Here is a 12,978-nt window from a genome sequence, read left to right as displayed (position 1 = left end):
GAACCAGTTCGGTAAGCGCCGGACCGGCCGTCGTCGGCGAGTAAAAGGCTGTCGCCGGTTCTTCCTTTCGAAGGACGAACTACGGGATATACGTATCGGACGGACCAAGGTTTCGTTGCCGTTCGAATGGTCACCTCGTGAGAACGGTACCGAATACCGCTTAGGGCCTTCGGCCCATTTCCTCGTTCTGTGCTGCAAGCAGCTACTACAAACTCAAATAATGTTTAAAATACAGGTGATGCGTTCCCCGTTCGTAGCCTCCGCCCGAAAAACGCGCACATCGAACTGCCGACCGGAAGTGGACACCCTCTCGAGTAATTGGTAGTGGTGACCCTTGCTGACAGTCGGGGTAGGAATGGCAGGCCTATTTTAATAAATAGAATGTAGTTTATCATGCTACGGTCCGCTACCAACACAATCAGACAAATGATGGTACAGAGCCTAATGGAATGTTTTAGTAGGAGATAAGGGCAGAAATAATAAACGCTTTTTCGTTGTAATTGTCTGGGGTGCGGAGAGATAATGTGACAGTAAGTTCAGTGGAAGCTCATAACTCCCATATCCATATTTGCCGTCTGTACTCGAGTTGAGTTCGGCAGCCACTAACTGTTCTTCAGTTACACGATAGGGAATGGTAAACTTCTATCGGGTTTAACTCCTTTCGGAAGAACTCGAGAACTCGTCGGCGCGGGAACGCGTAAAGAGAAACCGACGGCGGGATCAGTGTGTCGTCGTACGGACGTCGTCGACACGATACAGGTCTTCCTGTAGTCCGTCTCCATCACAGTCGTCGCTCGGACACTCGTAATGCCAGCCGTCCTGTGTGGCGTCGGCCTCCTGGAACCGATCACCACATACCTGACAGAAGAGCTGTCCTTGCTGACACGTATCCCGGTGGAGTTCGAGGGCGAGCTCGGTCTGGAAGGACTGGTTGCAGTTGCGACAGGTGTGCATATTACGTCAGACGAGAGCCTCCGCCAAAACTGCTTGGGTTTCTTTATTACGTCTGAAACGCCGATGATACGGCTCCACTGTGTCGATTTCGTTGTGACGGTCTAGAAAGAAAGAACGATCGATTCATTGATTTACTCGAGTTCGTATTCACTGTTTCCCGTCACGTTCGCGCGAGAGAATGCCACGTTAACGTTGAACTCAAAACAGTGTTCCGAATCTGGTAGGTATGCGGTACAGGGATGCAAAACGGCCCGGTCAGGTGACCGGACAGCGATCCAGACGAATCGGAGAGCGTGTGACCGGGGATCGTTCCAACGGGCAGCGATCACCGGCAACGAACTCCAGCGGATCGTCTCAGTCGTCCTGGCCCAGGATGCCCCGTTCGGTCATTTTCCGAGGATCGAGAACCTCGTCGGCTTCGTCCTCGTCGAGGTATCCTTTTTCGAGGACGACCTCCCGAACAGTTTTGTCCTCTTTGACCGCGGTCTTGGCGACCTCGCTGGCCTTGTCGTAGCCGATGTGGACGTTGAGCGAGGTGGCCATCGCCATCGACTCCTCGACGCGGTCCGCACAGTACTCCTCGTTCGCCTCGAGCGGGTCGACGAAGCGGTCGGCGAAGATCTGGCTCGCGTTCGAGATCAGTTCGGCGGACTCGAGGAAGTTGTGCGCGAGGACGGGCTTGTAGAGGTTGAGGTCGATCTGGCCCTCGGCGGCGCCGGCGGAAACGGCGGCGTCGTTGCCGACGACCTGCTTGTGAACCTGGTTGACCGCCTCGGCGACCACGGGGTTGATCTTGCCGGGCATGATCGAGGAGCCGGGCTGATTCTCGGGCTGTTCGATCTCGCCGAGGCCGTTTCGCGGACCCGACGCGAGCAGGCGCAGGTCGTTGGCGATCTTGTTCAGCGAGCCGGCGACGACGCGCAGGGCGCCGTGAGCTTCGGACATGGCGTCGTGGGCGGCCTGGGCCTCGAAGTGGTTGTCGGCCTCGCGGAACTGGACGCCGGTCTCTTTCGTGATGTACTCGGCGGCGCGGCCGGGGAACTCCTCGTGAGTGTTGAGCCCCGTTCCGGTCGCCGTCCCGCCCAGCGCGAGTTCGGCGAGGTGCTCGCGAACCTTGTCGACGCGGGAAAGACCCTTCTCGACCTGCGTTCGGTAGCCGCTGAACTCCTGGCCGAGCGTGACGGGCGTCGCGTCCTGGAGGTGAGTGCGACCGGTCTTGACGACGTCGTCGAACTCCTCCTCTTTGCGCTCTAAGGCTTCGCGGAGTTGATCGAGGGCGGGGATGACGTCTTTTTCCACCGCTTCGAGGGAGGCGACGTGCATCGCGGTCGGGATGACGTCGTTGGAAGACTGGCCATAGTTGACGTGGTCGTTGGGGTGGACGACCCGGTCGCCGATCTCGGCGCCCATAATCTCGGCGGCGCGGTTGGCGATGACCTCGTTGACGTTCATATTCGAGGACGTGCCGGAGCCGGTCTGGAAGACGTCGACCGGGAACTGGTCGTCGTGTTCGCCGGCGATGACCTCGTCTGCGGCCGCGATGATCGCTTCGGCGACGTCGTCGTCGATCAGATCGAGATCGCGGTTGGCCTGTGCGGCGGCCTTCTTGACGACGCCGAGGCCGCGAATGAAGCGGCGACTGAACGAAATGCCCGAGATGGGGAAGTTCTGGATCGCCCGCTGGGTCTGGGCGCCCCAGTAGGCGTCTTTGGGCACCTGCATCTCGCCGAGACTGTCCTCCTCGATGCGGAACTCGTCATCGTCTGCCATAGGCGATCCGTCGCCCGGCATCAGGTAAAAGGCACCGAAACGCGACCGCTACTGGGGCGCGGGGCCGCCACTCGAGTTCGGGTCGGTGAAGTCGACCTCGATTCCGAGGTCGTCATCGCGGGCGCGTTCGCGAAGGGCCGACTGGAGACGCTTTCGGCCGGTCGTGTGGACGTCGCGGGCGTCCTCGAGGTCGACGTCGTAGATCGTCGGCGTCGTCCAGACCATCGTCTGTGAACTTGCGGTGTCGACGACGAGCGACGCCAGCCCGAGGCGACGCTGGAAAATCGAGCGGCGAGTGTTGACCGTCTGGATGCGGTAATAGGGGATCACGGTCGTCCGCCGGGTCCAGAAGCCGCGTCGGATGACGAGGTGATCCTCGCCGACGTAGTAGCCGAGGTTGACGTACTTCAGGTGGGCGGCCGGCGGAACCGCGGCGAAGACGACGATCGAGAGATACCAGGACTCGAAGGCGGTGAGCTGTGCCAGACCGAAGAAGATGGCGACGACGACGGTGGCGATGATCGAGTAGCGAGCGAGGTAGCGCCGTCGGGCCATCGTCGGCGGACTGGTGAATTTCGGCGTCTCGACGCCGGTCAGATTCTCGGTGAATCGATGGATCCGACCCTGGTTGGCGAGCGGAACCGCGGACTGACTCCCGCCGTTGCTCTCCGGGCCGTAGCCGGCCGTCTCGACCCACAGACCGGCGTACCCGATCAGCCGCTGGAGCGGGTTGGCCGTCACCGTCACCGACTGGACCTTCTCGGCGGGGATCGAGCCGCTGTAGCGTTGAATCAGTCCGCGTTCGTAGACGAAGTCGCTTCCCGCCCGCCCGAGCTGGAAGCCGTAGTACGTCGCGAACGTGTAGGCGACGCTCAACACGTACGTGATGACGACACCGTTGATCGCCGAGACGACGGTCAGGATGCCGTAACTCGTCGAGGTTCCCTCGCCGATATCCGCCGGTCCGCCGAACGGCTGGGCGATCGTGACCAGCAGATCGATGATCGGTCCGGTCGCGAAGAAGAAGACGAACAACACCCCGGCCACCGCCGCTGGCCTGAACGAGGTAAACGAATACAGCAGGAGCTCCCGCGGCTCGAGGTCGAACAGCCGCCGCTGGCGTGGCCCCATCGGTTCGGGCGAGCGCTCTCGGCGGTCCGCGGTCGCGGTCGGATCGGAGTCTGGGGCGGGTGCAGTCGACCCCGGTTCGTCGCTCGGGGCGGTCGGGGACGGGTCGGGAACGCCCGGCTGTGGGGCAGCACTCTCGTCGTCGGAATCCGCTCCCGGTACGTCAAGGGAGTCCGTCGGTTCCGGATCGCTCGAGGGGGTGTCGCCCTCGTCCGGCCGTTCTTCGGCGGCCGCCTGTTGATCGCGTTGGTCGTGTCGGGCGCGTTGATCGCGCTGTCGCCGGCGCTCCTTTACGTCGGCAGTTCGCTGGCGGATCTGTCCCTGGAGGCGGTTCGCCTCCGTCTCGCTGACGAAGTTCAGCGAGGCTTCGGTCGTGCCGCCGCCGGCGGTCTCGATCGAGACGATCGCGAGGCCGAACAGCCGCTGGAAGATCCCCTGCCGGAGGTCGACGTTCTGAATCCGTTCGTAGGGAATCTCGCGCGAGCGTCGTGCGAAGACGCCCGAGGAGACGTCGAACGTGTCCGGGGTGATCCCGTACTCGAATCGATAGTAGTAGGCGACCCCGTACGCGACCCCGAGAACGAATCCGAGCGGCGCGGTGGCGATGAACCAGGCCGACCCGATCGGGTCGAAGATGCCGCCGAGAACGATGGTGAGGACCATCGCCAGCGAGAGCCAGAGGAAGCCGTACTGGAGGCCGTACGTGACCGCACTGAGTGGGTGTAATCTGTTCATGAGCTATTGGTCGCGATCAGACGGCGTCGTCCGCTTCGCTTTCGACGGCCAGTTCGCGCAGCGTATCCTGTAGCTCACGCGCCCGGTCGGGCGTGAGTCCGGGGATGCGGACGTCCGCGTTGCGCGTTCCGGCGGTGTAGACAACGACGCTCGAGAGTCCGAGAGCCCGTTCGATCGGGCCAAATTGGGTGTCGACGTGCTGGACGCGAACGAACGGAACTGCGGTCTCGACGAACGTAATGACGCCGCGTTCCAGGTAGAGCGCGTCCGACTGAATCTCGAACTGCCAGACCTGGTAGAGGCGAATCGAGTAAGCGACGCCGAGGACGAGCCCGACGACGACGACGCCCGCGATGATCGCCGTCGGAACGTCGGTGATCCACTGGTCAACCGCGGCCAGAACGACGCCGACGATGATCGCCATGATCGCCGCCTGGGCGATCCAGAGCAGTCTAATACGGGAGTGAAGCGCTTCCATACGCATATCGTATCAGGAGTACAGGATAAAGCTGCGGTTCCGCTCGGCGCCTGGAACCGACTCGAGAACGGATCGAGTCAGTCCTCGTACTCCTCGTATTCCTCCGGCGTGTACGTCGACAGCTCGAGTGCGTGGATATCCGTCGTCATGTGGTCGCCGAGCGCGTCGTAGACCTGCTGGTGTTGCTGGACCAGCGGGAGGCCGTCGAACGCGGGCGAGATTACCGTCGCCGCGAGGTGATCGTCGTCGTGCTTATCTCGCGCGTGCGTGACGGTCGCCTCAGCGTCCTCGAGGTTCGACTCGATGAGTTGCTCGACGTCTTCGGGTTTCATGCTCGGAGCGAGGGGCGCTCGAGGCAAAAACGCGGCGGTCCGCCCCGACGGAGCGCCAGCGGACGAAGCGGGTTCGGGTGTGGCCGTGCCGTCGCCGCTGACCGCCGTGTTTATGCTCGTCGAGGGCGCTGTCGGTCGTATGTCACTCGCTGCCGAGACCCGACGCGCCGCGGCGGCGCAGCCGTTTCTCGTCGCGGCGCTGCGCGCCGGCGTCGTCAACTACACCGCCGCCGCCCGGTTCCTCGAGGTCGACGTCGAGACCGACGCGGTCGCGACGGCGCTGCGCCGGTACGCCGAGGAGTTGCCCGACCACGAAACCGAGTCTCGAGACGTCCGCGTCAGGATGCAAAGCGGCGTCGGGACGGTCGACGGCGGGGACGAGTCCGAACCGCTGTTCTCGATCGGTGGGGTCGCGTTCGACGCCGACGCCGGCGACTCGACCGCGATCCTCGCGACGGGTGCGGTCGACGGGGCCGCACTCGCCGACGCGTTGCGAGCGCTCGCGCTCGAGGGAATTTCCCCGACGGCGGCCGGCGTCGGCGGCGATACGCTCCTCGTCGTCGTCGACCGCCGCGAGGGGGCGAACGCGCTCCGGACGGTCGAAACGGCGCTCGAGCGCGTTCGCGTTTCCGGCGATCGGTAACGGTCGGTTCCGCCTCGAAAAGGTCGAGGAACTGGACGACGAACGCGGAACTGCGTACATCGAAAGCCGTCGGTCCGGCGATTTATGCGGTAGCGTGAGAATGTCTCGCTATCGTAGCCCGCATGAGAGAACGACAGCAGGTCCTGATCGTCGCGTCCACATCGTTGTTTTTCTCGGTGCTGGTCTGGTTCAACTACTCGGCAGTGTTGCCGCTGATCGTCGAGGAGTGGGGACTCACCGGGACCGAAGCGGGCGTCGTCTTCGGGACGTTTCAGGCCGGCTACCTCGTGGCCATCGTTCCGGCTGGCTGGCTCGCGGATCGGTACTCCCCGCGGTGGGTCATCGCCGTCGGCGCGACCGGAACCGCCGCGCCGAGTCTCGCCTTCGCCGCCCTCGCGGACGGACTCCTGAGCGGGACGCTCCTGCGCTTTCTCTCGGGCGCGTTCGTCGCCGGCGTCTACGTCCCCGGAATGCGGTTCGTCAGCGAGTGGTTCCCCGAGGCGGTCCGCGGCCGCGCGCTCGGCCTGTACGTCGGGACCTTCTCGGTCGGCTCCGGGCTCTCGTTCGTCTTCGCGACGGTGGCCGCCGAGGCAGTCGACTGGCGGCTGGCGATTGCACTGACGAGCGTCGGCGCGTTGTTCGTTGCGCCGTTGATTCTCGGGCTGACGCGCGATCACCCTGCCCGGGAAGAAAGCGACACGTCGGATGGCGTGCTCGACCGCTCGCTGCTTCGGAACCGGGAGTTTCTCTGCGCCGTCAGTATTTACTCCTGGCACAACTGGGAGCTGTTCGGTATCCGAAACTGGCTGCTCGCGTTTCTCGTGGCGGCCCCGGCTTTCGCCGCCACCGACTCGGCGGTCCTTCCCGGGCTCGTCGTCGGCGCAATGATCGTCATGAGTGGCGTCGGAAACGCCGCGGGTGGCTGGCTCAGCGACCGAGTCGGACGGAAACGAACGATCGCAACCGGCCTCGCAGCCAGCGCCTCGTTGAGTGCCGTCTTCGGGCTGCTCGGCGACCTCAGACTCGCCGTGCTGATCGCGATCACGCTCGGCTACGGCGTCGTCATCTCCCTCGACAGCGCGCCCACGTCGACACTCGTTACGGAGGTCGTCGACGACCGGCGCGTCGGGACCGCGCTGTCGCTGCAGTCGCTCGTCGGCTTCTCGACGACGGTCGTCTCGCCGGTCGTCTTCGGGCTCGCACTCGATCGGGCGGGGTACGCCGCGGCGTTTCCCACGCTAGCCGCGGGCGCCCTTCTCGGACTCCTGTCGGTCGGCGCGCTCGCAGTCGTCCAGCGCACTCGAGCGCCGTATTGACAGCGTTTAACTTTCGGCCGCGGGTAGGGGTGGGTAATGACCCTACACGTGACGAACACGTTGACGGGCGAACGCGAGCCGTTCGAGCCACAAGACCCCGAGAACGTTCTCCTCTACTACTGTGGCCTGACGGTCTCGGACCCGCCCCACCTGGGCCACGCGCGGTCGTGGGTCCACGTCGACGTCATGCACCGCTGGCTCGAGTACCTCGGCTACGACGTGCGTCACGTCGAGAATTTTACTGATATTAACGAGAAGATCGTCGCCCGCGTCGGCGAGGACGACCTGGGCGAGGGCGAAGCCGACGTCGCGGAGACCTACATCGAGCGCACGCTCGCCGACATGCGCTCGCTGAACCTCCTGCGCGCGGAGGTCTACCCGCGCGTCTCCGAGCACGTCCCGGAGATCATCGACCTCGTCGAAACCTTAGTCGAGAAGGGCTACGCCTACGAGTCCAACGGCTCGGTCTACTTCGACGTGACCCAGTTCGAGGAGTACGGCAAGCTCTCGAATCAGGAACTCGACGAGATCGAATCGCAGGGCGACCCCGACGAGCGCTCGGAGAAGCGCAACCCCGCCGACTTCGCGCTCTGGAAGGCCGGCGGCGTCGACGCCGAGGCGATCGAGGAACACCGCCACGAGGGCGCGGCACCCGCGGAGGAGGCCTGCGAGACCGCCCGGACCTGGGACTCCCCGTGGGGCGAGGGTCGTCCCGGCTGGCACATCGAGTGCTCGGCGATGAGCACGACGCACCTGGGCGAGACGCTCGACGTCCACGTCGGCGGTCGCGACCTCGTCTTCCCCCACCACGAGAACGAGGTCGCCCAGTCCGAGGCGGCGACGGGTCAGCAGTTCGCCAAGTACTGGCTCCACTGCGAACTGTTTCAGATGGACGAGGAGAAGATGTCCTCGAGTCTGGGCAACTTCGTCACCGTCGACGAAGCGATCGACCGGTGGGGAACGAACGTCATGCGGACGTTCCTCACCGCGGGCTCGTACAACAGCCAGCAACTCTACTCGGACGAGACCATCGCCGAGGCCGAGGAGCGATGGGATCGCCTCGAGCGCGCCCACGAGTCGGCCGTCGAGGCGCTCGACGCACCCGACGCGCGGACGAAAGTCGAGGACGAAGCGCTGCGCGAGACGGTCGACGACGCCCGCGATGCCTTCGTCGAGGCGATGAACGACGACTTCAACACGCGCGAGGCCCAGTCGGCGCTGTTGCAGGTCGCGACGGCCGTAAACGCCCACCTCGAGGGCCGCGACGAGTACGACTACCGCGGGCTCCGGAACGCCGTCGAGACGCTCGAGGAACTCGGCGACGTGCTCGGGCTCTCGTTCGTCGGCGAGACGACCGGCTCGGCCGACCTCGCCGGCGACGTGGTCGAACTCGTCCTCGGCGTTCGCGAGCGAGAGCGCGAGGCGGGCAACTACGAGCGCGCGGACGAGCTTCGAGACGAGTTGCAGGCGCTCGGCGTCGAGGTACAGGACACCGACGACGGCGCGACGTATCGGCTGCCGTCGGGCGAGTAGCGCGCTCGAACCGACTCGAGGCTCGTGTCGCCGATAAAACGCTATCGGCGGTGCGTCGTCTGTGGATTCTCGAGATCGACGCGGTCGAAGCCGGAACGAGCGAGAACGGGTCGGCTCACAGTATATGATTCGGACCACGACATTTATCGTTGCGAGAATGGTCGGCCAGAGTAGTATGAATCGACGATCGTTCGTTGCGGCTGCTGCGGTCGGTGCGATTGGCGCGTCGGCCGGCTGTCTCAGTGATATTCTCGACGACGTCACGACGTTCGAAGCGTCGCCGATCCGCGTCTCCGAGGCGGCGGCCGACGAGGCGGGCTACGAGTACCAGGGAACTACCGAGCGCGTCGAAGAGCGGGAGTTCGCCGGCGAGAGCGTCGAGGCGACGAATTACATCAGCGAGTACACGCGAACGATCGACCTGCCGCTCGATCTCGACGAACCCGACGCGGGCGTTTTCGCCCTCGTCTCGACGCCGGACGTCAGCGTCGCCGGCGAGACGTTCAACCCCGTCGGCGACATGAGCGAAGCCGAACTCGCCGAGTACGTTCAGGGACAGTACGACGAACTCGACCTCGAGCGAAACGTCGGGGGACGAGCGATCGACAGCGACGACATCGAGGGGCTGAACACGACGGTGTCGCTCAGCACGTACGAGGGGACGGCGACGCTGCAGGGAGAGGTCGACGTCGACATCCGCCTCGACGTCGCCCAGCCAGACCACGACGACGACCACCTCGTCATCATGGCCGTCTACCCCGACGTCGACGACCTGCCCATCGAGGATGACGAAACCGATCGCGTCGATACGCTGGTCGCCGGGATCGAGCACGGCGAGGACGTCGAGGTCGAGATCGTCGACGAGGACGAAGCCGACGACGGAAACAGCGACGACGAGGACGAGTAGTACGCCCGGCGGACCGTCCGAGGACCATAGTGAGACCGTCGTCCGCGGGATAATTTGTACGGTGCTACGTCTGTACTGCCGACGTGTGCCGGCTACAGGCGCCGGGTCGGTTGGCCGCGAACCGACTATCGCGATCAGAATCCGAGCGCCGTGGTGATCGACAATCCGCTCGCGACCGCGCCGAGCAGGTAGCCGCCGATCGCACCGCCGTTGAGCAGCGGCAACCCGGCGTGTGGCCGACCCTTGAGAACCATCGCCATCAGGACGAGCAGCCCCGCGGTCGTTCCGAGGAGGGCACCCAGCGCCGGGAGATTCAGCGCGATTCCCGGCACGTCGAGCGTTCCGGCCTCGAGGAAGTACGCGGCGCTCGCGACGAGGATCGTCGGGATGACGGCGTCGCCGAGCCCGATGAAGAAGGCGTCGCGCCCGTCGGCGTCGGGTTCCTCGTCGACACTGGCGTCGGCGTCGGTGGCGGTGGCGGTGTCACCCTCGACATCGTCTCCCTCTGGGGAGTCGTCGATCGGCCGTTCCTCGAGCGAGGAACCACCGCTCTCGCTTCGCTCGTCCGCGTCTGTTTCGATGCCGGCCTCGTCCCCACCAGCGTCGGCCGTCGCTCGCTCTTTTCGGTCCGCAGGCCTGTCTTCCTCCTCGCGTCCGTCTCGTTCGTTCCGTTCGTCCCGGTCCTCGAGCGAGTCGGCCGTCCCCGCCTCGAGGTAGGAGTACGACAGCGTCGTCGGGACGATGAGGATCACCGGAATCTTGAGGTCCATCACGCCCTCGGCGAGGTCGAGCATGTGTTCGGTGCCGTAGACGCTGATGGCGTCGTAGACGGCGAGGACGGCGAGCAACAGGATGGCGGGAAAGAGCCCGAAGCTGATCCCGAAGAGGGCGCCGGCGCCGGCGCCGATCACGATCCCCGCGGCGTCGATGACGTACCACTCGGGATACCAGTACAGCGCCGCGCCGATGGCGAGGGCGCCGAGGACGGCGAAGACGTTCATCGGACCGGCGGTGACGACCGGCGGCACGAGTTCGGCGAAGACGAACCACGCGAGCATCACGCTGACGCCGATGATCAGGCCCTTGATCAGCCACTGCACGTCGTACTTGAACGTGACGAGCATGAACGCCGTCGCGACGAGGATGATTCCGAAGTAGAAGATGCTGTTCGTCGGGTCGTCGGGGTTCTCGACGGTCTGGTGGCCGGCCTCCTGAAACGGCTCGACCAGCGCCAGCGCGCCGAGTTGCACGGCCAGAAAGAGCGCGACCGTCAGTCCGACGGCGCCGAGGACCCGCGTCCGATGGTTCATGGCCCGCGGTTCGAACCCCGGTCCTATGGGCGTTTTCGTCTCGGCCGGTGACGAACCGTAGTGGGTCGCCGTTGCCGTTCCGAATCGTCGTTGCTGTTCGGCTCGAGCGCCGGGGGACGCGCTTACCGAGCGTACAGCGTCGAACTGACGAGCGCCGGCAGGTGGACGTCGTCGTCGGGCGCCACCGCGAGGTACGGCCGATCGACCGGTCCGAAGACGTCGACGACGCGGCCGACCGACTCGAGAGAGTCGTCGACGACCATGGTTCCGATTTCGTTCCGAACGGTCTCGTCCGCGTCGCTATCGTTCGATCCGCCGGTGTCGTCCGCCCGCAGCACGGCCAGTCCCTGTGCGGTCCGGACGACCGATCCAACCCGGCGCACGTTACTCGCGCATCGCGACGACGTACGCCGCGACGGCCTGGACGAGGTCGTTCTTCGAGTCGTCGGAGCCGCGGACGACGACCCGGCCCCGGTCGGCCCAGTGCTCCCGGGAGTAGGCTTTGTCCCGCTCGATCGTGGCGTCGTAGCCGATCTGCTGGACGGCCTTCGCGATTTCGTCGACCGTCGGTTCTTCGACCGCGAGATCCTGGGCGACGCGCCGCCCCTCCGAACGCGTGCGATTGGCGTCGAGGTAGGCGGGCCAGATGACGTTCTCGACCATACACTCATCTCGGCAGTCCGACGGGTAAATGCTTTTCAAAAAGCGCGCGGCGGATGACGCCTACTGACGGCGCGTGAGGAACGCGGCGGCGACGAGCGCTGCGGCGACCGCAGCGGGGATTCCGAAGCCAGGAATCGTGTCGTCGGCATCGTCACTCGCGTCGTCGCCCTCCGATTCGTCGTCGCCGTCCTCGACGCCGTACTCTTCGTCGACCGCCTCGAGGTCACCCTCCATCTCCTCGTAGACGTCGGGGTGGACGGTTTCGACGAGGGATTCGATCACGTAGACGATATCGGGGGCGGGCTGACTCACCGCGTTGTCGTCGACGGAAACGACGGTATCCTCCTGATACGCGGACGTCTCCTGCAGGTTGGTCTCGCTCGGCGGTTCGTCGCTCCAGTCGGGGTAGACGATCCACTCCGGATCCTCGGCGACGACGCTCTCGGGGTTCATCGCTACCCACCCGGTTTCGCCGGCTTCGGCAGCCAGGTTGTCGAGTCCCGCCGCGGTCAGAATATCGTGCTGGAACGTCTCCGCACCGAACGTCGACCCGTCGTCGTAGCTGTCGTAGTACGCAAGCGGCGCGTCTTCGCCCTCGAGGGCCGCCTCGTAGACGTCGAGTCGCTCGTTCATCCACTCGATGGTCTCCTCGGCACCGTCACATTCGCCGGTTACCTCGCCGGTCGTTCGGACGTTCTCCTCGACGTCCTCGAAGGATTCGGCGGTGTCGAGAACCACGACCGTGATGCCTGCGTCCTCGAGCGTCTCGAGGAGATCCTCGTCGGACATAGCGACGTTCGCGGCGAGGACGACGTCGGGATCGAGATTGACGATTTCCTCGGCGTTCGGCGTCGTGCCGTCGTCTTCGCTGATATCCGTGCGGTCGCCAGCGTCGAGCGAGTCGGTGTACTCGCCGACCGGCATGCCGACGACGTTGTCTTCGGCGCCGATCGAGTACGCGAGCTGTGCGTCACCGGGGTACAGCGTCACGACCGAATCGGGTTCCTCGTCGATCGTCACCTCCTCGCCGGTCGCGTCGGTTATCTCGAGCGGATACTCACACTGTGCCTCGCCGTCTTCGACCCCCGTTCCCGCTGCGGCTGCGGCTCCGACGAACGGAGCGGCGAGCGATATCGCGAGCGCAACGGTGATCAGAACGGTTAGCTGTTTTCGCATCGTCTCTACGTCTTCCCCTACTTCAACAAATAT

At 64.7% G+C, this 12,978-nt stretch carries 13 protein-coding genes; 4 read left to right on the top strand and 9 right to left on the bottom strand.

Going from position 1 to position 12,978, the window contains the following annotated elements; translation table 11 throughout:
* Positions 1-720: 720 nt before the first annotated feature.
* From C493_RS00255 to C493_RS00235, 5 genes are all read right to left on the bottom strand, one after another.
* The gene (locus C493_RS00255) at positions 721-954 is read right to left on the bottom strand and encodes an HVO_2901 family zinc finger protein (RefSeq protein ID WP_007257368.1); all 234 of its coding nucleotides are present in this window, start codon (positions 952-954) and stop codon (positions 721-723) included.
* A gap of 354 nt (positions 955-1,308) precedes the next feature.
* Entirely contained in the window at positions 1,309-2,724 is a 1,416-nt protein-coding gene (locus C493_RS00250; RefSeq protein WP_007257367.1) for a class II fumarate hydratase, read from the bottom strand.
* Positions 2,725-2,772: 48 nt separating this feature from the next.
* Positions 2,773-4,587 (bottom strand): PH domain-containing protein, encoded by a 1,815-nt coding sequence (locus tag C493_RS00245; RefSeq protein ID WP_007257366.1) that lies wholly within the window; start codon positions 4,585-4,587, stop codon positions 2,773-2,775.
* A 16-nt stretch (positions 4,588-4,603) separates the two neighbouring features.
* The gene (locus C493_RS00240; RefSeq protein ID WP_007257365.1) at positions 4,604-5,065 is read right to left on the bottom strand and encodes a PH domain-containing protein; all 462 of its coding nucleotides are present in this window, start codon (positions 5,063-5,065) and stop codon (positions 4,604-4,606) included.
* Positions 5,066-5,142: 77 nt separating this feature from the next.
* On the bottom strand, positions 5,143-5,397 hold the full coding sequence (locus tag C493_RS00235) for a BolA family protein (protein ID WP_007257364.1): 255 nt from the start codon (positions 5,395-5,397) through the stop codon (positions 5,143-5,145).
* 139 nt (positions 5,398-5,536) lie between these two features.
* Between C493_RS00235 and C493_RS00230 the strand changes: the two genes are divergently transcribed.
* The 4 genes from C493_RS00230 to C493_RS00215 all read left to right on the top strand — a co-directional run bounded on the left by C493_RS00230 (position 5,537) and on the right by C493_RS00215 (position 9,796).
* Entirely contained in the window at positions 5,537-6,040 is a 504-nt protein-coding gene (locus tag C493_RS00230) for a DUF7523 family protein (RefSeq protein WP_086009946.1), read from the top strand.
* A 122-nt stretch (positions 6,041-6,162) separates the two neighbouring features.
* Entirely contained in the window at positions 6,163-7,356 is a 1,194-nt protein-coding gene (locus C493_RS00225; RefSeq protein WP_007257362.1) for an MFS transporter, read from the top strand.
* Positions 7,357-7,392: 36 nt separating this feature from the next.
* Complete coding sequence (gene cysS / locus C493_RS00220) at positions 7,393-8,889, top strand: cysteine--tRNA ligase (protein ID WP_007257361.1); 1,497 nt, start codon at positions 7,393-7,395, stop codon at positions 8,887-8,889.
* A gap of 175 nt (positions 8,890-9,064) precedes the next feature.
* Positions 9,065-9,796: a DUF6517 family protein gene (locus C493_RS00215; protein ID WP_049889052.1), complete on the top strand. Its 732-nt coding sequence runs from the start codon at positions 9,065-9,067 to the stop codon at positions 9,794-9,796.
* Positions 9,797-9,930: 134 nt separating this feature from the next.
* Here C493_RS00215 and C493_RS00210 read toward each other — a convergent pair whose 3' ends face one another.
* The 4 genes from C493_RS00210 to C493_RS00195 form a co-directional block, all read right to left on the bottom strand.
* On the bottom strand, positions 9,931-11,106 hold the full coding sequence (locus C493_RS00210; RefSeq protein ID WP_007257359.1) for a presenilin family intramembrane aspartyl protease PSH: 1,176 nt from the start codon (positions 11,104-11,106) through the stop codon (positions 9,931-9,933).
* Between the two features lie 122 nt (positions 11,107-11,228).
* Complete coding sequence (locus C493_RS00205; protein ID WP_007257358.1) at positions 11,229-11,489, bottom strand: H/ACA ribonucleoprotein complex subunit GAR1; 261 nt, start codon at positions 11,487-11,489, stop codon at positions 11,229-11,231.
* A gap of 1 nt (position 11,490) precedes the next feature.
* Positions 11,491-11,769, bottom strand: a complete 279-nt coding sequence (srp19, locus tag C493_RS00200) for a signal recognition particle subunit SRP19 (RefSeq protein WP_007257357.1) — start codon at positions 11,767-11,769, stop codon at positions 11,491-11,493.
* 60 nt (positions 11,770-11,829) lie between these two features.
* Positions 11,830-12,945: a PGF-CTERM-anchored ABC transporter substrate-binding protein gene (locus C493_RS00195; RefSeq protein WP_007257356.1), complete on the bottom strand. Its 1,116-nt coding sequence runs from the start codon at positions 12,943-12,945 to the stop codon at positions 11,830-11,832.
* Positions 12,946-12,978 lie beyond the last annotated feature (33 nt).

Source organism: Natronolimnohabitans innermongolicus JCM 12255 (assembly GCF_000337215.1).
Lineage (GTDB): Archaea > Halobacteriota > Halobacteria > Halobacteriales > Natrialbaceae > Natronolimnohabitans > Natronolimnohabitans innermongolicus.
Note: the sequence above shows the minus strand (reverse complement) of the source record. Positions and strands in the feature narration are given on the sequence as shown.

Bases quoted from the DNA above. Each gene is read 5' to 3' on its own strand.
- C493_RS00255 (WP_007257368.1), bottom strand. From the start codon at position 954: ATGCACACCTGTCGCAACTGCAACCAGTCCTTCCAGACCGAGCTCGCC.
- C493_RS00250 (WP_007257367.1), bottom strand. From the start codon at position 2,724: ATGGCAGACGATGACGAGTTCCGCATCGAGGAGGACAGTCTCGGCGAG.
- C493_RS00245 (WP_007257366.1), bottom strand. From the start codon at position 4,587: ATGAACAGATTACACCCACTCAGTGCGGTCACGTACGGCCTCCAGTAC.
- C493_RS00240 (WP_007257365.1), bottom strand. From the start codon at position 5,065: ATGGAAGCGCTTCACTCCCGTATTAGACTGCTCTGGATCGCCCAGGCG.
- C493_RS00235 (WP_007257364.1), bottom strand. From the start codon at position 5,397: ATGAAACCCGAAGACGTCGAGCAACTCATCGAGTCGAACCTCGAGGAC.
- C493_RS00230 (WP_086009946.1), top strand. From the start codon at position 5,537: ATGTCACTCGCTGCCGAGACCCGACGCGCCGCGGCGGCGCAGCCGTTT.
- C493_RS00225 (WP_007257362.1), top strand. From the start codon at position 6,163: ATGAGAGAACGACAGCAGGTCCTGATCGTCGCGTCCACATCGTTGTTT.
- cysS (WP_007257361.1), top strand. From the start codon at position 7,393: ATGACCCTACACGTGACGAACACGTTGACGGGCGAACGCGAGCCGTTC.
- C493_RS00215 (WP_049889052.1), top strand. From the start codon at position 9,065: ATGAATCGACGATCGTTCGTTGCGGCTGCTGCGGTCGGTGCGATTGGC.
- C493_RS00210 (WP_007257359.1), bottom strand. From the start codon at position 11,106: ATGAACCATCGGACGCGGGTCCTCGGCGCCGTCGGACTGACGGTCGCG.
- srp19 (WP_007257357.1), bottom strand. From the start codon at position 11,769: ATGGTCGAGAACGTCATCTGGCCCGCCTACCTCGACGCCAATCGCACG.
- C493_RS00195 (WP_007257356.1), bottom strand. From the start codon at position 12,945: ATGCGAAAACAGCTAACCGTTCTGATCACCGTTGCGCTCGCGATATCG.